Source organism: Nocardioides sp. URHA0020 (assembly GCF_000620705.1).
Lineage (GTDB): Bacteria > Actinomycetota > Actinomycetes > Propionibacteriales > Nocardioidaceae > Nocardioides.
Genome location: NZ_KK211168.1, coordinates 411,257 through 431,166, shown reverse-complemented (window position 1 = coordinate 431,166; position 19,910 = coordinate 411,257). Strand labels below are relative to the sequence as shown.

The window sequence follows — 19,910 nt, the reverse complement described above, 5'->3', positions numbered from 1 at the left end:
CGGCGGGCCCTTGGTCCTGGGGGCCGTTGTAGTTGGAGTTGAGCCCGGCCGGTTCGGCGGGCCCTTCGTCCTGGGGGCCGTCGTAGTTGGAGTTGAGCCCGACGGGTGCCGGCGGTGCAGGCGTCAGCGCTGGCTGCGGTACGGCGGCCCGCGGCGGCGCCGGCGCTGGGTGGCCGTTGCTCCGCGGACGGGTGGCCGGACCGGGCGCCGGGCCGGTGACGTGCGTGCCCCGCGGTCGACCGATGATGCCGGGCGCGGGACCGGTGACGTCGTTGCTCCGGGGACGGCCAGGGCCGCCAGCGTCCGAGGGGCGCAGGCGGCGCACGATCGATGGTGCCGCGGGCACGCCCTGCGGCACGGCTCGGTCGCCGACCACGGGCAGCGGCGCAGGTAGCGCCGGGGACGCCGGCTCGGCCTCCGGTGTCGTCAGCTGCTCACCTAGGGGCTGCTTCTTGCCCGGTGCGAACGTCTTCGACATTGCGCTCCTCGACTCGGTCGGCCGCCGTCACTCTCGCACGCGCGACGTGCCCGCGTCTGCGGTTCGCCGCAAGTCAGCCGCGCGTCGTGAGGAGCACGTCCCCGAGCACCGGTGCGCCGTCACGTTCGCCGCCCGCGACGCTCGCCGAGCCGACGATCCGCCCGTCCTCGCGCCAGCCGCGCACGCGGATGGTCTCGCCCGGGAAGACGACGCCTGCGAACTTCACCCCGAAGCTCGACACCCGGGTCGCGTCGCCGTCGAGGAGGTCCTCGGTGAGCGTGCGCAGCGCGATCCCGTAGGAGCAGAGACCGTGCAGGATCGGTGCCGGGAAGCCGGCACCCCTCGCGAAGTGCGGGTCGGCGTGCAGCGGGTTGCGGTCACCGCACAGGCGGTAGAGCAGCGCCTGCTGCGGGGTCACGTCGTACGTCGTGTCCGCGTCGGGCTCGCGGTCGGGGATCTCGACCGGCGTCGAGGTGCCGCGGTCGCCGCCCCAGCCGCCCTCGCCCTTGACGAAGATCGACGAGCGGGTGGTCCAGAGCCGCTCGCCGGACGGGGCGGTGGCGACGCCCTCCTGCCAGATGACCGCGGCCTTGCCCTTGTCCCAGATCTCGCTGATCCGCGTGGTCACCGTCGCCGAGCCCGAGGTCGGCAGCGGGCCCGTGACCTCGATCGACTGAGCGCCGTGGACGACCTGGGCCAGGTTGATGTCGCACCCGGGCAGGTCGAGCGGCGGCGGGTCGGTCTGGTGGAAGGTCGGGGCGACCACGCCGAAGGACGGCAGCACCTGGAGACCTGGCCCGTCCAGCGTCCAGCGCAGCGCCATGGCCGACAGGTTGTCGCCCGGCTTCGATCCCGCTCCGATGCCCAGGTGGTAGAGCAGCACGTCGCTCTCCGACCACGAGAAGTCGAGCGAGCCGAGCTCGGCGCCGATCGCGACGTCGGGGTCGATGGGCACCTCAGGACTCCTGCGAGATGGTCTCTGCGGCGAGGTAGCCGAAGGTCAGTGCGGGGCCGATGGTGGCACCGGGGCCGGCGTACGTGCGCCCCATGACGGCGGACGACACGTTGCCCGCGGCGTAGAGGCCCGGGATGGCGGAGCCGTCGGGCCGCAGCACGCGGGCCTTCTCGTCGGTGACGAGACCGCCCTTGGTGCCGAGGTCGCCGGGGACGATCTTCACGGCGTAGAAGGGCCCCTGGTCGATCACGTGCAGCGACGGGTTCGGCTTGACGGTGGGGTCGGAGTAGTACTTGTCGTAGCCGCTCTCGCCGCGGTGGAAGTCCTCGTCGGTGCCGGTCCGGGCGAAGCCGTTGAAGCGCTCGACGGTCGCGGCCAGGGCGTCGGCGGGCACGTCGATCTCGGCGGCCAGCGCCGCCAGCGAGTCGGCCTTCTTGACGGTGCCGTTCTTGTACCACCGACCGGGGAAGGGCTGCCGGGGCGAGAGCCCGGCGAAGAGGTAGCGGTTGCGGTAGCGCTGGTCGATGATCATCCAGGCCGGGACGTGCCCGACGCCGGTGGCCTCGCCCTCGTAGATCTCGTGCACGGCCTCGACGTACGGCAGTGCCTCGTTCATGAAGCGCCGCCCGGCCTGGTTGACGATGATCGAGCCGGGCAGGTTGCGCTCGGCCAGGCAGAACCACGGGCCGGACGGCAGCGGGATGGTCGGACCCCACCAGGAGTCGTCCATCAGGTCGACCTCGGCGCCCGCGGCGATGCCGGCGAGCACGCCGCCGCCGGTGTTGAACTGCGAGCCGGTCGTCCAGTCGACCGACGTCGGCTGGGGCTGGTACTTCTCGCGCATCTCGAGGTTCTTCTCGAACCCTCCGCTGCCGAGGATCACGCCGCGTCGGGCCCGGACGACGGACTCGACGCCGTCGCGCAGCACGCGGACGCCGACGACGCGACCGTCCTCGATGACCAGGTCGGTCAACTCGGTCTCGTAGTGGACCGGCACGTCCGCGTCCATGAGGCCCTGGCGCAGGCCGATCGCGATCGCGTTGCCCATCGCGTACATCCTCTGACCGCGCATCAGGCTGACGATCCGCCTGAGCAGCACCTTCGCCATCGTCAGCGGACCCTTGATCGTGCGGAGGCCGAGGCTGATCTTGCGGTAGTCGGCCTGCGTGACGATGAGGTTCGCCGGAGCCTTCGTGTACGCCGGGTGCAACCGCTCGAGCTCGGAGCCGAGGAAGCGCGCGTCGAGCGGGATCGGCTCCGAGGAGCGGCCCGCGAGCCGGCCGCCGGGCGCCTCCGGGTGGTAGTCGGCGTACTGCGGCACCCAGGTGAAGCGGACCGGGGTCCGCTCCCGGATGAAGTCCATGACCTCGGGCCCGCGGTCCAGGTAGGTGTCGCGCCGGACCTTCGGCACGACGTCGCCGACGATCGAGTCGAGGTACTGCTTCGACGTCGCCGGGTCGTCGCCCTGACCGGCCGCCTTGAGCGCGTAGTTGTTGGGGATCCAGACCCCGCCACCGCTGCGTGCCGTCGAGCCGCCGAAGTACGCGCTCTTCTCGACCAGCACGGTCTGCAGACCGCGCGACTTCGCGGCCAGGGCGGCGGTCATGCCGGCGCCACCGGCGCCCACGACCACGACGTCCACCTCGGTGGGCAGGGGGGTCTCCATGGCGAGAAACTGTAACAGGTTCTACTATTGCTCCCGTGACCTCCCAGGACTCGATCGCGGCGGCCGTGACGCGACTCTCGCAGGCGCTGGCGACGCGGGTCCCGTGCGCGCCGGTGCGTGATCTGATCGGCACCGACGACCTGCCCGCGGCGTACGCCGTGCAACAGGGACTCGTGCAGGCCCGCCTGGCCGGCGGCGCCTCCGTGGTCGGCCGCAAGATCGGCGCCACGTCCGAGGCGGTGCAGCGGCAGCTCGGGGTGGACCAGCCCGACTTCGGCTACCTGCTCGACGACATGGACGTCAGCTCGCACGACCCGATCTCGATGCGGACCCTGCTCCAGCCGCGGGTCGAGGGCGAGGTCGCCTTCGTGCTCGCCCGGGACATCGACCCGGCGGAGGAGTCCCAGATCACGATCGACCTGGTCCGCGACGCGGTCGAGGTCGCGCTCCCGGCGCTCGAGATCGTGGACTCCCGGATCGCCGACTGGGCGATCGGCTTCACCGACACCGTGGCCGACAACGCCTCGAGCGGCCTCTTCGTCGTCGGCACCGAGGGCCGCGGCCTCGACGCGCTGGAGCCGGTCGACGTCACCATGTCGCTGACCATCAACGGCGAGGAGCGCTCCTCCGGCACCGGCGCCGCGTGCCTGGGTGACCCCCTGGAGGCGCTGCGGTGGCTCGCCGTCCAGGCCTACCGCTTCGGCGACCCGCTGCGCGCCGGCCACCTGATCCTGTCCGGGGCCCTGGGACCCTTCGTGCCGTTCGCCCCGGGGGACCGGGTCGTGGCGACCATCAGCGGCTTCGCACCGCTCAGCGTCCAGTTCGTCGACTGACCCGCGAGGAGTGAGACCCATGTCCACCAAGCTGACCGCAGCCATCGTCGGGCCCGGCAACATCGGGACCGACCTCATGTACAAGCTGCTCCGGTCGGACGTGATCGAGCCGCGCTGGATGATCGGCGTCGACCCGTCGTCCGAGGGGCTCAGGCTCGCCGCGGGCCAGGGGCTCGAGGCGACCCATGAGGGCGTGGACTGGCTGCTCAAGCAGGACGTGCTGCCCGACCTGATCTTCGAGGCGACCTCGGCGTACGTGCACCGCGAGTACGCGCCGCGCTACGAGGAGGCGGGCATCCGCGCGATCGACCTGACGCCGGCGGCGGTCGGGCCCGCGGTGATCCCGCCCGTCAACGGCCAGGAGCACGTGGGCGCGATGAACGTCAACATGATCACCTGCGGCGGCCAGGCCACGATCCCGATGGTCGCCGCGGTCACCCGCGGGGCCCAGTCGTCCGGGGGAGTGTCGTACGCCGAGATCGTCGCCTCGGTCTCCTCCATGTCGGCCGGTCCGGGCACGCGCGCCAACATCGACGAGTTCACGCGGACCACCGCTGCCGGTGTCGAGACGATCGGCGGCGCCCAGCAGGGCAAGGCGATCATCATCCTCAACCCGGCCGAGCCGCCCATGATCATGCGCGACACGATCTACTGCGCCGTCTCGCCCGACGCCGACCGCGACGCGATCGTCGCCAGCATCTTCGCGATGGAGAAGGCGGTGCAGGAGTACGTCCCCGGCTACCGGCTGCTGCAGGAGCCGCAGATCGACGACCCGTCACCGGCCACCCGCGGCCAGACGAAGGTCAGCGTCTTCGTCGAGGTCGAGGGCGCGGGCGACTTCCTCCCGCCGTACGCCGGCAACCTCGACATCATGACCGCCGCGGCCACGCAGGTCGGCCAGCACATCGCCCGCTCGGTCCTCGCCTCCGGTGGTTGAGGTGCGAGGAGCGCTGGCGACGACCCCCGCAACCACGTCCGAAGGGACCTCCAGATGAGCGACATCAACACCCTCGAGCGCACCTGGTCCGACACCCAGCCGGACAGCGGGCTGGACCTCCGCCTCACCGACACCTGCCTGCGCGATGGCTCGCACCACAAGCGCCACCAGTTCACCGCGCAGGAGGTGCACGACATCGTCGAGGCGCTGGACGGCTCCGGCGTGCCCGTCATCGAGGTGACCCACGGTGACGGTCTGGGCGGCTCGTCGTTCAACTACGGCTTCTCCAGGACGCCCGAGCAGGAGCTGATCCGGATCGCGGCCGAGACCGCGAAGCGCGCCAAGATCGCGTTCCTGATGCTCCCCGGTGTCGGCACCAAGGACGACATCCGCGCGGCGCAGGACAACGGCGGGCAGATCTGCCGGATCGCCACGCACTGCACCGAGGCCGACACCTCGATCCAGCACTTCGGTCTCGCCCGCGAGCTCGGCCTCGAGACCGTCGGCTTCCTGATGATGAGCCACACCCAGCCGCCGGAGGTCCTGGCCAAGCAGGCGCGGATCATGGTCGACGCCGGCAACCAGTGCGTGTACGTCGTCGACTCCGCCGGCGCTCTCGTCATGGAGCAGACCGCCGACCGCGTCGCCGCCGTGGTCGCCGAGATCGGCCACGAGGCGACCGTCGGCTTCCACGGCCACGAGAACCTCGGCCTCGGCGTCTCGAACACGGTCATCGCCGCCCGCGCGGGTGCGACCCAGATCGACGGCTCGGTGCGCCGCTTCGGCGCCGGTGCCGGCAACACGCCGCTCGAGGCGTTCGTCGGGGTCTGCGACAAGCTCGGCTGGCGGACCGGCATCGACTTCCTGACGATCGTCGACGCGTCCGAGGACGTCATCAGGCCGGCGATGCCCGAGGAGTGCCAGCTCGACCGGATGACCCTGATGATGGGGTACGCCGGGGTCTACTCGTCGTTCCTCAAGCACGCGGGCAACGCGGCCGAGCGGTACGGCGTCTCCGGCGCGAAGATCTTGCTCGAGGCGGGTCGCCGCAAGCTCATCGGCGGTCAGGAGGACCAGCTCATCGACATCGCGCTGATGCTCAAGGCGGAGCAGGACAAAGCCGCCGCCAACTCCTAGTCGGTGCGCCGAAGGCCCGAACTGCCCGCGGGTGGAGTATCGTGTGGATCGTTGAAGGGACGGCTCTGCAAGTCGTCCTCGCCGCACACCGTGTTGCGGCTTGTATCTCGTACTCCTGGTTTTCGGTTCGCTGGACATCAGCACAGGTGGATGTCTTCAGCGGCTCGGGGCACAGTGCCCCCGGCACGTAAACAAAGGATCAGATCATGGCTCAGGGCACCGTCAAGTGGTTCAACGCTGACAAGGGCTTCGGCTTCATCGCCCAGGATGGTGGCGGCGAGGACGTGTTCGTCCACTTCTCCGCGATCCAGTCCGGTGGCTACAAGTCGCTCGAGGAGAACCAGAAGGTCGAGTTCGACCTCGCCCAGGGCCCCAAGGGTCCCCAGGCTGAGAACGTCCGCGTCTCCTGATCTCACTCGAAGGGCCCCGACCGCTGCTGCGGTCGGGGCCCTTCGTGCGTCACTGGGTGGTGAAGGCGATCTGGTCGCCGATGGGCAGCGGCGCCGAGTCGCCGGTGGTGAGCAGCAGCCCGATCGAGCCCTCCAGGATGTAGCTGCACTTCGGCAGTGAGGAGATCACGACCGGGAGGTCCGCGCTGTTGAGCAGGGTGCTGACCGTGCCGAAGTAGTCCTCCCCGATCGGCGGCAGGGCGTAGTGGTACGGCCCGCCCGGTCCGGTGATCGTCAGCGCCATGCCGCCCAGGTTGGGGTGAGCGGCGGTGTAGCTCACGTCGAGCGCGTCGGTGATGCGGGCGCAGCCGTGGCCGACCAGCTGCTGGACGTCGATGCTGACCGCCCCGAGCTGGCTGTCGACCCGAGCCGGCACCCAGGAGCCCTGCTTCTGCACCTGGTCGTACGTCGTGTTGGCGAGCGCCACCCGTTCGGCGATCCCGGCCTGGACCTGGGTGGCCGGCTGGCCCGCGACACGCAGCACCATCCGCAGCGCGACGTACTCGTCGGCGGCGAGCCCGGCGGGGCTGGTGCTCTGCCCGGCGACGACCCCGGACAGGTTGTGCACCTGGGCCGAGATGGTGGCGCTCGCCAGGCCGATCAGGTTGTTGTTGGGCACGAAGAGGCCGGTGGTCAGGCTGTTGTCTTGCGGCACCGCCACCCAGCCGTCGGCGTCCGGCGCGACCGCGATCTGGTCCGGTCCGTTGGCGCCGAGGACGACGACCGACTTGGTCTCCACGGGCGGGAACGACCCCGTCAGACGCTGCCACGTGCCGATCTGCACGGCGACCATCTGGGCGGCTCGCACGGGCTGCCAACCCGCACCGGCGTCGTACTCGAAGCGATACTCCGCGGGCTGGTTGCTGAACTGCCGTCCGAGCACGCCGTTGAGCCGCAGGCCGGCGTAGAAGGCCCGGTCGTCGCCAAAGGTGCGCCCGGTGCCACCGGACGCGCTGTCGAACCCCGTCACGGTCTTGTAGCCACCGATGTGGTCGAACCACGGGTAGGGCTGATCGGTGCCCGGAGGCGCGTCGTCGACGCAGAGGTCGACGCAGAAGCACGGGCCGACGTTCTGACGGTCCGCCTGCCGCCCGCGGGCGGGCGGCTCCTGCAAGAGCACGCCGGTGGGGCCGTCGACGCGGAAGTAGACGTCCGGTCCGGCCACCAGCTCGACGTTGATCCACGGCGACCACGGCGTACGCGCGAAGGCATCGGGGGAGTAGTCGATGCGGAAGTGCCCGCTCGCGTCCGTCACGGCGCTGCCGAGAGCGTCATCCTGCAGCCAGTCGACGTCGAAGGCGCTGACCTTCACCCCGGGTACGGCGATCTTCGACTCGCACACGCGCACGTGACCGCAGATCGACCACCAGCCCATGCGGCCGCGGATCCCGCACCACGTGCGGTGGGGGATCTCGTAGGACCAGGCGGCCTCGAAGCCGCCCTGCGTCTCGCGCCACCTCGGGGCGAGCGTCGTCAGGGTGAACGACAGCGGCTTCGGCGGCACCCGGTGCCCCGTCATCGTGCCGCAGAGGATGTCGATGTCGAAGGCCTCGCCGCCGTCGTACGGCTCCGCCAGCTCGACCCGGAAGGTGCCGTCATCGCCGACGACCGCCTCGCCCAGCCGGTCGGCCGTCCGTGCCTGCGCGCTCGACTCCTCGAGCACGACCACGGTCTGCTTCGGGTCGGCCGCGGCGTCGCGACTGGTCGCTCCGCCGACACGGCGTACGAGGTGGACGGTCGCGCCGACGAGCGGCTCGGAGCAGTCGTCGCAGAGCATGCCGATCAGTCGGCCGGTGAATGTGTAGGACATGGCGTCACTCCTCAGGTCGGCCAGGCCCGAGATGAGGCGTGGCACCCAGGAGGAGCGGGTCGGCGGCGTGCTGGATACGCGGCGCCCCGGCCCTGCACGCCCTCGCACGCGTCGGCAGGTGCGGCGCCGTCCACCGGCTGAGGCAGACTGACCCGGTGTCCGACCACCTGAGCGACTGGCTGCTGACCAAGCGGGAGCGCGGCAACAGTGCGACCAGGCTCGACGACGTCCACCCGCGGGACGAGGCCTGGTCCGAGGGCAACCTGGTCCGTCCGCTGGTGCACGGCGCGGTGTACTTCGCGGAGCTGTACGAGCGGATCGAGGCGACCCGGGCGGGCGACCTGGTGCTCTTCAGCGACTGGCAGGGCGACGCCGACGAGCGGCTGACCGGCGAGCCGGGCAGCGAGGTGGTCGAGGTGCTCGGCCGCGCCGACGAGCGCGGGGTCGACGTCCGGGGTCTGGTGTGGCGCTCGCACAGCAGCGCGATCGGCTTCAGCTCCGACGAGAACCTCCGTCTCGGCCGCGCCCTGCAGAAGCGTGGCGCCGAGGCGATCCTGGACATGCGCGTCCGCACCGGTGGCTCCCACCACCAGAAGTTCGTCGTCATCCGGCACCGCGACGACCCGAGCCGGGACATCGCTTACGTCGGTGGCATCGACCTGTGCCACTCACGTCGCGACGACCGAGACCACGGCGGTGACCCGCAGGCGCTCGGCGACATGGCCGACGAGTACGGCGACACGCCGCCCTGGCACGACGTGCAGGCCGCGATCACCGGTCCGGCGGTGCACGACGTCGAGACCGTCTTCCGCGAGCGCTGGGAGGACCCCACGACGTTGAGCCGGAGCCCGGTCATCCTGCTCCGCGACAAGCTGCGCGGCCTCGACACGACGCCCGACCCGCTCCCGGAGCAGGCGCCCCCGCCGCCACCGGTGCCCGACGGGACCCACGTGGTCCAGCTGCTTCGCACGTACCCGAACCTCCGGCAGGGCCGGGACTACCAGTTCGCGCGCGGCGGCGAGCGCAGCGTGGCCCGTGGCTACACCAAGGCGGTGGAGCGCGCGCGACGGCTGATCTACGTCGAGGACCAGTACCTGTGGGGCAGCCACGTGGGCAACGTCTTCAGCGAGGCGCTGCGGGCCCACCCCGACCTGTACGTCGTGGCGGTGGTGCCGTTGCACCCGGACGTCGAGGGCTTCAGCCGCACCGCCCAGCTGGTCGGGCGGCGCCGAGCCATGCTCGACATGATGCGGGTCGCGCCGGGGCGCGTCGCGGTCTACGGGATCGAGAACACCGCAGGCACGCCGATCTACGTCCATGCCAAGGCCTGCCTGATCGACGACACCTGGGCCAGCATCGGGTCCGACAACTTCAACCGGCGCTCGTGGACCCACGACTCCGAGCTCTCCGCCGTCGTGATCGACACCGCCGGCACCTACGCGCGCTCGCTGCGCCTGGCCCTGGCCGCCGAGCACCTCGACCGCGATCCCGACGACGCGATGGCGGACTGCGTGGAGCCGGCCGACCTGTTCGCGACGTACGCGAGCTGCGCCGACGCGCTGGACGGCTGGTACGCCGGCGGGCGGCGCGGGCCACGACCGCCCGGCCGCCTCCGCCGGCTCGCACCGCCCGAGGTCGGGCCCGTGACCCGCCTGCTCGCGCGGCCGTTCTACCAGCTGGTGCACGACCCGGACGGACGCCCGAAGCCCCTGCGTCGCGACGACGACTTCTGACGCGATCCGGGCCCGCGGCGCGCGTCCGTCGGCCTGCGGGCGCCGGGATAGCCTGCAGCGTGTTCCACGTGATGTTCCTCGAGCCCCGGATCCCGCCCAACACCGGCAACGCGATCCGCATGGTGTCCGGGACGGGCGCCACCCTGCACCTGGTCGAGCCGCTCGGCTTCGACCTCGCGGCGCCCAAGCTCAAGCGGGCGGGTCTCGACTACCACGACCTGGCGTCGGTGGTGGTGCACCCGGACCTCGAGACCGCTCTCGCCGGTGAGCCGCTGGCCTCCGCGCGGGTCTTCGCCTTCACCGCGCACGCGAGCCGCTGGTACGCCGAGATCGAGTTCCGGCCGGGTGACGTGCTGCTCTTCGGACCCGAACCGACCGGTCTGCCGGACGAGGTGCTCAGCCACCCCCGCGTCACCGAGCGCGTGCGGATCCCGATGATCCCCGGTCGACGCTCGCTCAACCTGTCGAACTCCGCCGCCGTGGTGACGTACGAGGCGTGGCGCCAGCAGGGGTTCCCCGGCGCACAGTGAGCGGCCGGTCCCGTCGGCCCACGACGCGTCGGCACCGTGGTCGGGGCGTCCGGTCCGAGCGTGCCGTGACATGCTGCGGCCCATGCCCCAGGTCGTAGCGGAGGCGTGGGTCCCGGTCCTGCCGGGCACCGCGTTCGCGGTCTCGCAGACGACCGGTGAGCTCCGGCTGACGTGGGATCCGTTCATCCGTCACCAGCACCTGATCGACGCCGAGCGGCCGGGCAAGGACGTCCGCACCCTGACCAGGGCACGCATCGGTCCGACGATGATCAGTCGCTACGTCTCCTACCGTCCGCCGACGTCGGTCGGCATGACGATGGAGAAGGGGCCCTGGTTCTTCGCGACCTTCGGCGGCGGCTGGCGGTTCACCCCCGAGGAGCGCGACGGCGTCGAGGGGACCCGAGCCGTGTGGAAGTACACGTGGTCGGCCCGACCGGCGTGGCTCAGCCCCGTCGCCGACCCGATCGGCCGGTGGTTGCTGGGCCGCGAGATCCGAGCCCGCATCGCGGCGTTCGCCCGGGCCTGCGAGAGCCCCGACGTCCTCGGCGCCGTGTAGCGCGAGCATGACCTCCGTCAGGGGGGTACTGACCTGTCAGGTGCACGCCCGCACCCCTGTCGAGGGACACCGGAGAGGACGGCATGAGCGAGACGAGCGACAACGAGGCAGGTTCGGAAGCGGAGACCGAGGACGCCGAGCGGCGACAGCGGATGACCGACGTGCAGGCCGAGCTCGATGCCCGGGCGGACGGTGACGGACTCGCGGCCGAGGCGGGTGCGGGCGAGGAGATGGGGCTGTCCGAGGGGTGAGCGACCCGCCCGCCCGGACGCAGCAACGTCGACCCGGGCGGGGCGGGACCTCAGCTCAGGCCTTGAACTGGCCGACCGTGGTGCGCAGCGACCCGGCCAGCTGGGCGAGCTCGTTGACGGCGGTCTGGACCTGGGACAGCGCCTGGGTGGTGGACTCGGCCGAGGCGGAGACACCGGAGATGTTGGCGGCGATCTCGCCCGAGCCGGTGGAGGCCTCGGCGACGTTGCGCGACATCTCGTTGGTGGTGGCCGTCTGCTCCTCCACCGCCGAGGCGATGGTCAGCTGGTAGTCGTTGATCGAGGTGATGATCTGGGCGATCTCGCCGATCGCGATCACGGCGCCGCCGGTGTCGCCCTGGATCGCCTCCACCCGACGGGCGATGTCCTCGGTGGCCCGGGCGGTCTCCTGCGCGAGCTCCTTGACCTCGTTGGCCACGACCGCGAAGCCCTTGCCGGCCTCACCGGCCCGAGCGGCCTCGATCGTGGCGTTCAGTGCGAGCAGGTTGGTCTGCTCGGCGATCGAGGTGATCGTCTTGACGACCGCACCGATCTCCTGCGAGGACGTGCCCAGCTTGGCGACGGTCTCGTTGGTGGCGTCGACCGTCACGACGGCCTGGGTGGCGACGCGGGCCGCGTCGTTGGCGGAGGTCGCGATCTCGCGGATGGAGGCACCCATCTGCTCGGCGCCGGCGGCGACGGTCTGCACGTTGCGCGAGACCTCGTCCGCGGCACCGGCCACGACGCCGGCCTGGACCGAGGTCTCCTCGGCACCGGCCGCGATCTGCTGGCTGGAGGCCGACAGCTCCTCGGAGGACGCGGCGACCGCGTCGGCCGAGGACATGACCGAGTTCATCAGCGCGCGCAGCTTGTCGGTGGCGATGTCCAGACTGGCCGCCATCCGGCCCACCTCGTCCTGGGAGGTGACGCCGGCGCGTCGGGTGAGGTCGCCCTCGGCGAGGGCGTCGGCCACCGTCTTGACCTTGGCGACGTCCCGGCTCAGGGCCGTGGAGACCAGCCAGCCGAGGGCGAGCGCGAGGGCGATGCCGACGACGAGCAGCATGATGATCAGGTTGCGGCTCGACGAGTACGACGAGTCGACCTCGTCAGCAGCCGCGTTGGCTCGGGCGAGCTCGTGGTCGGACAGCGCGTCGAGGCGCTCGGTGAGCTGGGCGGCCGCGGGACCGGCCTGCTCGTCGTTGGCCTTGAGCCAGCCGGCGATGTCGTTGTCGATCGCCAGCGGCTTCATGACGGTCTGCTGGATCTTCAGGTAGGCGGCGCCGTCGGCCTGGAGGGCGTCGAAGAGCTCCTTGCCCTTCGCATCGGTGCCGCTGGCGAGGTAGGCGTCGGCCCCCTGGTTGAACTCGTCGTAGTCCGTCCCGACCTTGTCCAGCGCGGCCGTCGCGTCGTCGGGGTCGGGCAGGATCAGGGCGTCCCGGGCGTCCTTGCGCATGGCGCCCAGCGCCCGGTCCATCACCGCCAGGTTCGCGACTCCCTTGACGTTGTCGCTGTAGATGCCTCGGGCCTGGTCGGCGGCCCCGCCCAGCGCCTGGAGGCCGATGACCCCCACCACGGCAGCGACCACCGCGGTCACCGCGACCGCGGCCAGGACCTTCGCGCGGACAGGGAGCTGGCCGAGGAGTGACGCCGGAGAGCGGCGCGACGGGTTGACTGACATGTGTTCCTCCGAGAATGGGGTCGGGCCCGTGCGGTGCCCGCACATTCCATCGGTGAGAGACACCGCCTGCTTGAGGAAAATCCGTCAGTTCCTCGCTCGATGACCGGACCGGCCGCCGCTAGGCGACGCAGAACTCGTTGCCTTCCGGGTCGAGCATGACGACGTGGCCCAGGACCTCGAGGTGCTCCGCATCCCGGTAGGTCTCCTCGCGTACCCTGGTGGCACCGGCGGCGACCAGCGTGCTCACCGTGCGTTCGATGAGCGCGGCTCGTGCGGCCCAGTCCCACGGAGGTGCACCCGCGACCCGGATGTCGATGTGCAGGCGGTTCTTCGCGGTCTTCCCCTCCGGGACCCGCAGCCAGCTGATGGCGGGACGTACGCCGTCCGGATCGACGATCGACGCTCCGTCCCGGTCCTCGTAGCCCGGCTCGGGCACGTAGCCCAGGGCGGCGGCCCAGAAGTCCGCCAGGAGCTGGGGATCGTTGGCGTCGCAGCCGAGGGTCCAGTGAGCAGCCATGACGCTCACGCTAGGTCACCCGTCGACCGGTCGTCGTTGCGTGGGTGTCCGAGCGCGAGGGGCCCGAGGGGGTTGACTTTCCTACCGGGAAAGAACATCCTTCTTTCCTACACGGAAACAAGGAGTCGGCCATGGAGCCCATCGCCCACAACGAAGCTCGAGAAGCATTGGAAGCCATCGACCAGGCGCGCCGCGGCGTGGCCGCGGAGGTAGGACTGCCACGGTGGTACTGGTGGCTGCTGGCCGCCGGCTGGGTCGTGCTGGGCGTGGTCGGGGGAGTCTCCCCGGCGTGGTTCGCGACCGTCGCGACCGTCGCGTTCGGCGCCGTGCACACCGCTGTCGCCTCCAGGCTCCTCAGCGGCCGACGCCGTACCGGTGGCGTCCAGGTCAGCGCCGAGACCGCGGGCCGACGCCTGCCCCTGGTGGTGGTCGGCATGCTCGTGGCGCTGGTGGCCCTGACCATCGGCGTGGCGCTCGTCCTCGACGCCGACGGCGCCGAGCACGCCAGCACCTTCGCGGGGATCTTCGTCGCCGCGGTCGTCGGGTTCGGCGGGCCGGAGATCCTGCGGGTGCTCCGCCGGTGGGCCCACGCATGAGTGCCGCACGCTTCGACGAGCTGATCCACCCCAGCACCCGACTGGCACTCGTGGCGACGCTCGCCGCCGCCGACTGGGCCGAGTTCGCCTTCCTCAAGGACCGGCTGGCGCTCTCCGACTCGGCGCTGTCCAAGCAGCTGGCGACGCTGGAGGACGCGGGGTACGTCGCCACCGAGCGCTACCTCGTGGGCAGTCGTCGCAAGCTCCGCGCCCGGCTCACCCCGACCGGTCGTGAGGCGTACGACGGCCACGTCGCCGCCCTGCGCCAGGTGATCGGCCCGGCGAGCGACACCGCGCCGGCGCTCGACGGCCACGAGTAGCAGGCCTCGCTCGTCGATGTCAGCTCCGGACGAACGCGAGGACCGCGAGGACGCGCCGGTTGCTGGTCGCTGCGGGGTGCAGGCCGAGCTTGGTGAAGATGGCGCTGACGACCGGCTCCACGGTCTTGATGCTCAGGTGCAGCTCGTCGCAGATCGCCGCGTTGGACAGGCCGCGGGCCATGAGCTCGAGGACGTCCAGCTCGCGCTGGCTGAGGCCGTCGAGGTGACCGGCCCGCCGCTGGCCGGCGATGACGTCGGACAGGTTGAGGTGCTCGATCACCAGGGCGGCCTGGAAGGCCAGGTCATCCAGGAGCCGGTCCTCCGCGAGTGACAGGCGGTCCGATCGGGGTCGGTTGACGCTGAGCGCGCCGGTCACCGCGCCGTGCCGCTGCACGACGCGGACGTGGAGATCGGGAGACCCCTGCAGTGACGCGAGCTCCTCGGCGCGCAGGTCCGCACCCGTCTCGGGCCACAGGCCGACGACCTGCAGGTGGTCCTCGGGTCCCATCCACAGGGCAGCGCCGTCGGCTGCCGACGCCTCGGCGACCGCCCTGGCGAGGTCGGTCGGCAGGTCCTCGGACGCCGCACCGGTGCGCGACAGCCAGGTCAGAGCCGAGTACGCCGCGACGTGCTGACCGTGGACGATGGCCCAGCCGGCGACGACCGGGAGCAGCGCTGCGGTGATCAGCCCCGGCACCGGGGTGGCCCAGCCGGCGAGTCCGACGACCAGGGCCACCACCGAGATCGCGGCGGCACCGACGAGCCAGACGAGCTGGCGTCGCACGTGGCCGTCGGCCGCCCGCCACCTGGCCGCCAGGGCCAGCACCCACAGCACTTGGAGGCCGAAGTAGAGAGGATGGGCGATCCCCGACCAGAGCGCGTCGACCCGGTCCGGAGCGACCGCGCGGATCGGATGAGCGGTGCGCACGCCCGCTGAGGCGTACTCGACCGGCGAGGTCGCCGAGAGGGTCGCGCAGACCAGGGTCAGCCCCACCACCACGGCCGCGACCGGGCGCCACCGGCGCGACGGCAGTCGTCCGTCGGGGAAGCCGATCACCGCGAAGGTGGTCAGCGCGAGTGCGACGACCAGCGGCCAGACGCCCAGCCATCCCCACCACGAGATGGCGCCCGACGAGCTCGTGTGGCCGACCTGGCGGCCGAGGAACATGACGCCCTCGACCACACCTGCGCTCAGCAGGAGCACGCCTTCGCGGTGCCCCGGTCGCTGGAGGAGCACGTAGGCGCCGACGCCCGTGAGCGCCATGGCCAGCAGCCCGTTGTGCAGGTTGGCGACCCAGATGCCTCGCGCCATCCCCGCTGCGACCATCACGACGACCAGGCTGACCAGCAGCAGCGGCACCACGCCACGCAGGCCCCGGGAGTCGGTACGGGTCACGCGCTCATCGTGGCACGGGAGCGCCGCGTGCGGTCCAGGGTTAACCCTGCACCTGGCACCGCAGGGATTCCCCCGGTGGCGGCGATGCCGCACGGCGCCCACGGTGGAGGTCGGCCCCCCACCACCGAAGAGGCGACATGACCACCACTCCCGAGCTCCGTCCCCACCACGCCGTCGGGGCCACGCCCACCGACCGGTTGCTCGACGCCGCGCTGCTGGTCGCGCCGCTGCTCTTCCTCGCCGCCGACACGACGTACGCCGTCCGCGGCTGGGACGACCCGACCGCAGGAGTGCTGCACGTCCTCGGGGCGACCGGCTACGGCTTCGTCGTCCTGCGCGTCGCCTCGTGGCTGCGGCCGGACTCTCGGCTCGCCGCCCGGATCCTCTTCACCGGTCTCGTCGGACTCGTCGGCAGCGCCGCGTACGGCTTCGAGGCGATCCACCAGTCGCTCGGCGACACCCAGCTGGTCGACCGACCGGGCGCAGCCAACCTGATCAAGCCCTTCGGACTGTTCTTCCCGCTGTCGATGGCGCTCATCGCCTGGGCGCTGACCCGGCTCGGACGCCGCTGGCAGGGCGTCACCGTCCTGGTGGCCAGCCTCGCCTGGCCGGTGGCGCACATCGGCAACGTCGCGGTGCTCGCCGTCGCGGTCAACATCGCCCTCGTCGTCGGCTTCGGCAGCCTCATCTGGACGCGACCGTTCGTGGTCGATCCAGAGCCCCGACGCCGTCAGTTCCCTGGGCGCGTGTGACGGACCATGTCGGCGAGCGTCAGACCCGGTCGCTCGTCGTCCCAGGTCATCGAGCTGATGCGCCAGCCGCCGTACGTCTCGACGAACTGGGTGAGGATGACGCCGCGTGTCGAGAATGCCGTGCCGCCCTGGACGCCTGACTTCGCGTACACGCTCCAACGGTGCGCGACCGTCCCGAAGACGAGGGTCTCGGTCGACACCTCCTCCTCGCGGAACTCGGTGAGGATCCCGTCGTCGACGAGTCTCAGGCGAGGGGCGATGAACTCCTCGACCGTGGACGCCTCCGTCTGGCCGCCGACGTTCTTGATCAGCAGTCCTGCGTCGATGACGAGAGCGCGTATCCCGTCGTAGTCCGGACGGTGGCCGCTGGCGAAAGAGACGCTCGAGAGGAACGCCGCCATAAGCGCGTCCAGGCTCTCTGAGGCGACCGGCCCGCTGTTCTCCCAGGTGTTCACCGCACCAGCATCCAGCAACCTCGTCGCGCGTCGACATGTGTGGCCGGATCGCGGATCGCTAGCGTGCTCGCGTGACGACCTGGACCCGGCGAGGAGTGCTCGGGGTCGGCATCGTCGGCGCCCTGTCGGCGTGCTCGTCCGCTCCGTCGGCGGCCCCACCGGAGCCGACGGCCGCTCCGTCGCTGACGACCTCGCCGACGGCGTCGTCGTCGAGCGCCGCCAGGGTCGACTGGGCGCAGCTGCGACGTCACGTGCAGGGCACCCTCGCACGCCCGGGTGACCCGACGTACGACACGGTCCGGCGGCTGCAGAACCCGCGGTACGACGACCAGCGACCGCTCGGGGTGCTGTCCGTGGCGACCGCGGACGACGTGGCGACCGGCGTGCGGTTCGCCCAGGACCACGACCTCCCCGTCGCCCTCCGCTCCGGGGGACACAGCTATCCGGGCTGGTCGGGCGGGGGCCGGCCGCGGGCGCTGGTGATCGACTGCCGCCCCCTCGACGACGTCCGGCTCGACGGCACCACGGCCACGGTCGGCGCCGGAGCCTCCCTCGCCCACGTGTACGGCGAGGTGGGCCGGCGAGGTCGCGCCATCGCCGGCGGCTCCTGCCCGACCGTCGGGTTCAGCGGGCTGACCCTCGGCGGCGGGGTCGGAGTGCTGACGCGCGCGCTGGGGCTGACCTGCGACGCGGTGAGGTCGATGCGGGTCGTGACCGCCGACGGCACGCTGCGGACGGCGAGCGACGACAAGGAGCCCGATCTCTTCTGGGCGCTGCGCGGGGGAGGCGGGGGACACCTCGGGGTGGTGACGTCCTTCGACGTCGAGACCTCGGTCGCGCCGACGCTCAGCACGATCTACCTGGCGTGGCCGTTCTCGGCCGCGCGCGAGGTCATCGAGGCCTGGCAGCAGTGGGCGCCGGGCGCCGACGACCGGCTGTGGTCGACCCTCAAGGCGCTGGGTGGCGAGAGCCATCGAGGCGAGCCGACCCTGCTGCTCTCGGGCACCTGGACCGGCCCGGCGTCCGCCTTCGAGGGCCGGCTCGCCGGGCTGCTCGACCACGTCCCGGCACCGACGAGCCGGGTGCCGCACACCCGCGGCTACCTCGACGCGATGAGGGCCTTCGCCGGGTCGGGGGCCCGCGAGGCGTTCGCCGCGACCTCGCACGTCATGTACGCACCGCTCGACGCCGCGGGGATCGGCGACCTGCTCGATCGGGTGCACCTGGCGCAGGACTCCGGTCTCAAGGAGGCAGGCATCTCGATCGACGCCCTGGGCGGCAGGGTCCGCGACCTGCAGCCCGGCGACACCGCCTTCGTCCATCGCGAGGCGCTCGCGACGGTGCAGTACACCGCGACCTTCCCGCCCGGCAGTGCGCGCGATGCGGACGCCTACGTGCACGGGTTCCGCGACGCGATGCTCCCGCACTGGGGCGACCACGCCTACGTCAACTACGCCGACCGCACCATCACGGACTACCGCGCGGCGTACTTCGGGGACAACGCGGACCGGCTCGGACGCGTGCGCACGACGTACGACCCGGAGCACTTCTTCACCCAGCCGCAGGGCTTCTGAGGGCCGCCCGGCGGTCGTCGTCGCGGCGGCCGACGAGAGGTTCGTCGCGGCGCGCGGTCTCGTCTCGACCAAAACGAGAACGTGTTCTAGTATTGAGGGGTCCCACCACGACAGGAGATCTCGATGTCCCAGGCTGTGCTCGACGGTGTTCGCGACCTGCTCCCCTCGTTCCGCGAGCGGGCCGACGAGACCGAGCGCCTTCGCGTGGTCCCCGACGCCAACATCAAGGAGCTGGAGGAGACCGGATTCTTCAAGCTCCTGCAGCCGAAGCGCTTCGACGGGCTGGAGTCGGACCCCATCGACTTCTACACCGCCGTGCGTGACATCGCGGGCGCCTGCGGGTCGACCGGCTGGGTCTCCAGCGTGGTGGGCGTGCACCCCTGGCAGGTGGCGCTCTTCTCCGACGAGGCGCAGCAGGCCGTGTGGGGCCAGGACACCAACACCCGGCTGAGCTCGTCGTACGCCCCGACCGGCAAGGCGCAGCTCGCCGAAGGGGGCTACCGCCTCTCGGGCAAGTGGAGCTTCTCCTCCGGCTGCGACCACTGCAGCTGGGTGCTGCTGGGCGGCCTGGTCTTCAACGACGACGGCAACGTGGTCGACTTCAAGACCTTCATGGTGCCGCGCGAGAACTACACGATCAACGACGTGTGGCACATGGTCGGCCTCTCCGGCACCGGCTCCAACGACATCGTGGTCGAGGACGTCTTCGTGCCCGACGCGTTCACGCTGTCGATGGGCGACACCGGCCGCTGCTTCGGCCCGGGCCAGGAGCAGAACCCCTCCGACCTCTACAAGCTGCCCTTCCACTCCATCTTCACCGGCACCATCACCACCCCCATCATCGGCATGGCGCGCGGCGCGTACGCCGAGCACGTCGAGATGCAGCAGAAGCGGGTGCGGGCGGCGTACCTCGGTGAGAAGACCACGCTCGACCCGTTCGCCGCGGTCCGCATCGCGCGGGCCTCGTCGGACATCGACGCCGCCTGGGCGCTGCTGGTCAACAACATCCGCGACGAGCAGGCGCACGTCGCCAAGGGCGAGCGGATCCCGCTCGGGCTGCGGCTGCGGGTCCGTCGCGACCAGGTGCTCGGCACCCAGCGCGCGATCGACGCGATCGACTCGCTCTTCGAGGCATCCGGTGGTCGGGCGCTGGCCCAGGGCACCTACCTGCAGCGCGCCTGGCGTGACGCCCACGCCGGTCGCGTGCACGCGGCCAACGACCCGGAGCGGGCGCTGCAGATGTACGGCGCGCACGAGTTCGGGCACAAGGTCGACCCGGGGATGTACTGA

20 protein-coding genes and 1 pseudogene are annotated in these 19,910 nt (G+C 71.5%); 13 read left to right on the top strand and 8 right to left on the bottom strand.

Annotation, left to right across the window (positions count from 1 at the left end):
• The 3 genes and pseudogenes from N542_RS27880 to kstD all read right to left on the bottom strand — a co-directional run.
• Window positions 1–478, bottom strand: a pseudogene (locus N542_RS27880) (hypothetical protein); the annotation flags it as partial.
• A gap of 73 nt (window positions 479–551) precedes the next feature.
• The gene (locus tag N542_RS0113790; RefSeq protein ID WP_028644419.1) at window positions 552–1,433 is read right to left on the bottom strand and encodes a MaoC/PaaZ C-terminal domain-containing protein; all 882 of its coding nucleotides are present in this window, start codon (window positions 1,431–1,433) and stop codon (window positions 552–554) included.
• Window position 1,434: 1 nt separating this feature from the next.
• Window positions 1,435–3,099, bottom strand: coding sequence for a 3-oxosteroid 1-dehydrogenase (gene kstD / locus N542_RS0113785; RefSeq protein ID WP_028644418.1), 1,665 nt, complete (start codon window positions 3,097–3,099; stop codon window positions 1,435–1,437).
• Between the two features lie 35 nt (window positions 3,100–3,134).
• On the opposite strand from kstD, the gene N542_RS0113780 reads away from it, so the two are divergent.
• From N542_RS0113780 to N542_RS0113765, 4 genes are all read left to right on the top strand, one after another.
• Window positions 3,135–3,932 carry a 2-keto-4-pentenoate hydratase gene (locus tag N542_RS0113780; protein ID WP_028644417.1) on the top strand — a complete coding sequence of 266 codons (798 nt, stop codon included), beginning with the start codon at window positions 3,135–3,137 and terminating at the stop codon, window positions 3,930–3,932.
• A 19-nt stretch (window positions 3,933–3,951) separates the two neighbouring features.
• Window positions 3,952–4,869, top strand: coding sequence for an acetaldehyde dehydrogenase (acetylating) (locus N542_RS0113775; protein ID WP_028644416.1), 918 nt, complete (start codon window positions 3,952–3,954; stop codon window positions 4,867–4,869).
• A 54-nt stretch (window positions 4,870–4,923) separates the two neighbouring features.
• Window positions 4,924–6,006 (top strand): 4-hydroxy-2-oxovalerate aldolase, encoded by a 1,083-nt coding sequence (gene dmpG, locus N542_RS0113770; RefSeq protein ID WP_036507777.1) that lies wholly within the window; start codon window positions 4,924–4,926, stop codon window positions 6,004–6,006.
• Window positions 6,007–6,212: 206 nt separating this feature from the next.
• A complete protein-coding gene (locus N542_RS0113765; RefSeq protein WP_028644414.1) occupies window positions 6,213–6,416 on the top strand; it encodes a cold-shock protein in 204 nt (67 codons plus the stop codon).
• 49 nt (window positions 6,417–6,465) lie between these two features.
• Here N542_RS0113765 and N542_RS0113760 read toward each other — a convergent pair whose 3' ends face one another.
• Window positions 6,466–8,265, bottom strand: a complete 1,800-nt coding sequence (locus N542_RS0113760) for a hypothetical protein (RefSeq protein WP_051551760.1) — start codon at window positions 8,263–8,265, stop codon at window positions 6,466–6,468.
• Between the two features lie 155 nt (window positions 8,266–8,420).
• On the opposite strand from N542_RS0113760, the gene N542_RS28365 reads away from it, so the two are divergent.
• The 4 genes from N542_RS28365 to N542_RS27555 all read left to right on the top strand — a co-directional run bounded on the left by N542_RS28365 (window position 8,421) and on the right by N542_RS27555 (window position 11,335).
• On the top strand, window positions 8,421–9,998 hold the full coding sequence (locus N542_RS28365) for a phospholipase D family protein (protein ID WP_028644412.1): 1,578 nt from the start codon (window positions 8,421–8,423) through the stop codon (window positions 9,996–9,998).
• A gap of 71 nt (window positions 9,999–10,069) precedes the next feature.
• A complete protein-coding gene (locus N542_RS0113750; RefSeq protein WP_231482678.1) occupies window positions 10,070–10,528 on the top strand; it encodes a tRNA (cytidine(34)-2'-O)-methyltransferase in 459 nt (152 codons plus the stop codon).
• A gap of 82 nt (window positions 10,529–10,610) precedes the next feature.
• Window positions 10,611–11,084, top strand: coding sequence for an SRPBCC family protein (locus N542_RS0113745; RefSeq protein ID WP_028644410.1), 474 nt, complete (start codon window positions 10,611–10,613; stop codon window positions 11,082–11,084).
• Window positions 11,085–11,167: 83 nt separating this feature from the next.
• Complete coding sequence (locus N542_RS27555) at window positions 11,168–11,335, top strand: hypothetical protein (RefSeq protein WP_155993058.1); 168 nt, start codon at window positions 11,168–11,170, stop codon at window positions 11,333–11,335.
• 55 nt (window positions 11,336–11,390) lie between these two features.
• Here N542_RS27555 and N542_RS0113735 read toward each other — a convergent pair whose 3' ends face one another.
• Both N542_RS0113735 and N542_RS0113730 read right to left on the bottom strand, forming a co-directional pair.
• Window positions 11,391–13,010 carry a methyl-accepting chemotaxis protein gene (locus N542_RS0113735; RefSeq protein ID WP_028644409.1) on the bottom strand — a complete coding sequence of 540 codons (1,620 nt, stop codon included), beginning with the start codon at window positions 13,008–13,010 and terminating at the stop codon, window positions 11,391–11,393.
• Window positions 13,011–13,128: 118 nt separating this feature from the next.
• Window positions 13,129–13,527 (bottom strand): VOC family protein, encoded by a 399-nt coding sequence (locus N542_RS0113730; RefSeq protein WP_028644408.1) that lies wholly within the window; start codon window positions 13,525–13,527, stop codon window positions 13,129–13,131.
• A 131-nt stretch (window positions 13,528–13,658) separates the two neighbouring features.
• Between N542_RS0113730 and N542_RS0113725 the strand changes: the two genes are divergently transcribed.
• The gene (locus N542_RS0113725; protein WP_028644407.1) at window positions 13,659–14,123 is read left to right on the top strand and encodes a hypothetical protein; all 465 of its coding nucleotides are present in this window, start codon (window positions 13,659–13,661) and stop codon (window positions 14,121–14,123) included.
• Window positions 14,120–14,443 carry a transcriptional regulator gene (locus N542_RS0113720; RefSeq protein ID WP_028644406.1) on the top strand — a complete coding sequence of 108 codons (324 nt, stop codon included), beginning with the start codon at window positions 14,120–14,122 and terminating at the stop codon, window positions 14,441–14,443. The genes N542_RS0113725 and N542_RS0113720 overlap by 4 nt, the downstream gene beginning before the upstream one ends.
• A gap of 19 nt (window positions 14,444–14,462) precedes the next feature.
• Here N542_RS0113720 and N542_RS26710 read toward each other — a convergent pair whose 3' ends face one another.
• Window positions 14,463–15,839, bottom strand: coding sequence for a helix-turn-helix transcriptional regulator (locus N542_RS26710; protein WP_051551759.1), 1,377 nt, complete (start codon window positions 15,837–15,839; stop codon window positions 14,463–14,465).
• A 137-nt stretch (window positions 15,840–15,976) separates the two neighbouring features.
• Here N542_RS26710 and N542_RS0113710 point away from each other — a divergent pair, with 137 nt between their 5' ends.
• Window positions 15,977–16,591, top strand: a complete 615-nt coding sequence (locus tag N542_RS0113710) for a hypothetical protein (RefSeq protein ID WP_028644405.1) — start codon at window positions 15,977–15,979, stop codon at window positions 16,589–16,591.
• Here N542_RS0113710 and N542_RS0113705 read toward each other — a convergent pair.
• Window positions 16,570–17,046 carry a hypothetical protein gene (locus tag N542_RS0113705; RefSeq protein ID WP_028644404.1) on the bottom strand — a complete coding sequence of 159 codons (477 nt, stop codon included), beginning with the start codon at window positions 17,044–17,046 and terminating at the stop codon, window positions 16,570–16,572. The genes N542_RS0113710 and N542_RS0113705 overlap by 22 nt on opposite strands.
• 71 nt (window positions 17,047–17,117) lie before the next feature.
• Between N542_RS0113705 and N542_RS0113700 the strand changes: the two genes are divergently transcribed.
• Together N542_RS0113700 and hsaA are read left to right on the top strand one after the other, a co-directional pair.
• Window positions 17,118–18,620 carry an FAD-binding oxidoreductase gene (locus N542_RS0113700; protein ID WP_028644403.1) on the top strand — a complete coding sequence of 501 codons (1,503 nt, stop codon included), beginning with the start codon at window positions 17,118–17,120 and terminating at the stop codon, window positions 18,618–18,620.
• Window positions 18,621–18,743: 123 nt separating this feature from the next.
• Window positions 18,744–19,910 (top strand): 3-hydroxy-9,10-secoandrosta-1,3,5(10)-triene-9,17-dione monooxygenase oxygenase subunit, encoded by a 1,167-nt coding sequence (gene hsaA, locus N542_RS0113695; protein ID WP_028644402.1) that lies wholly within the window; start codon window positions 18,744–18,746, stop codon window positions 19,908–19,910.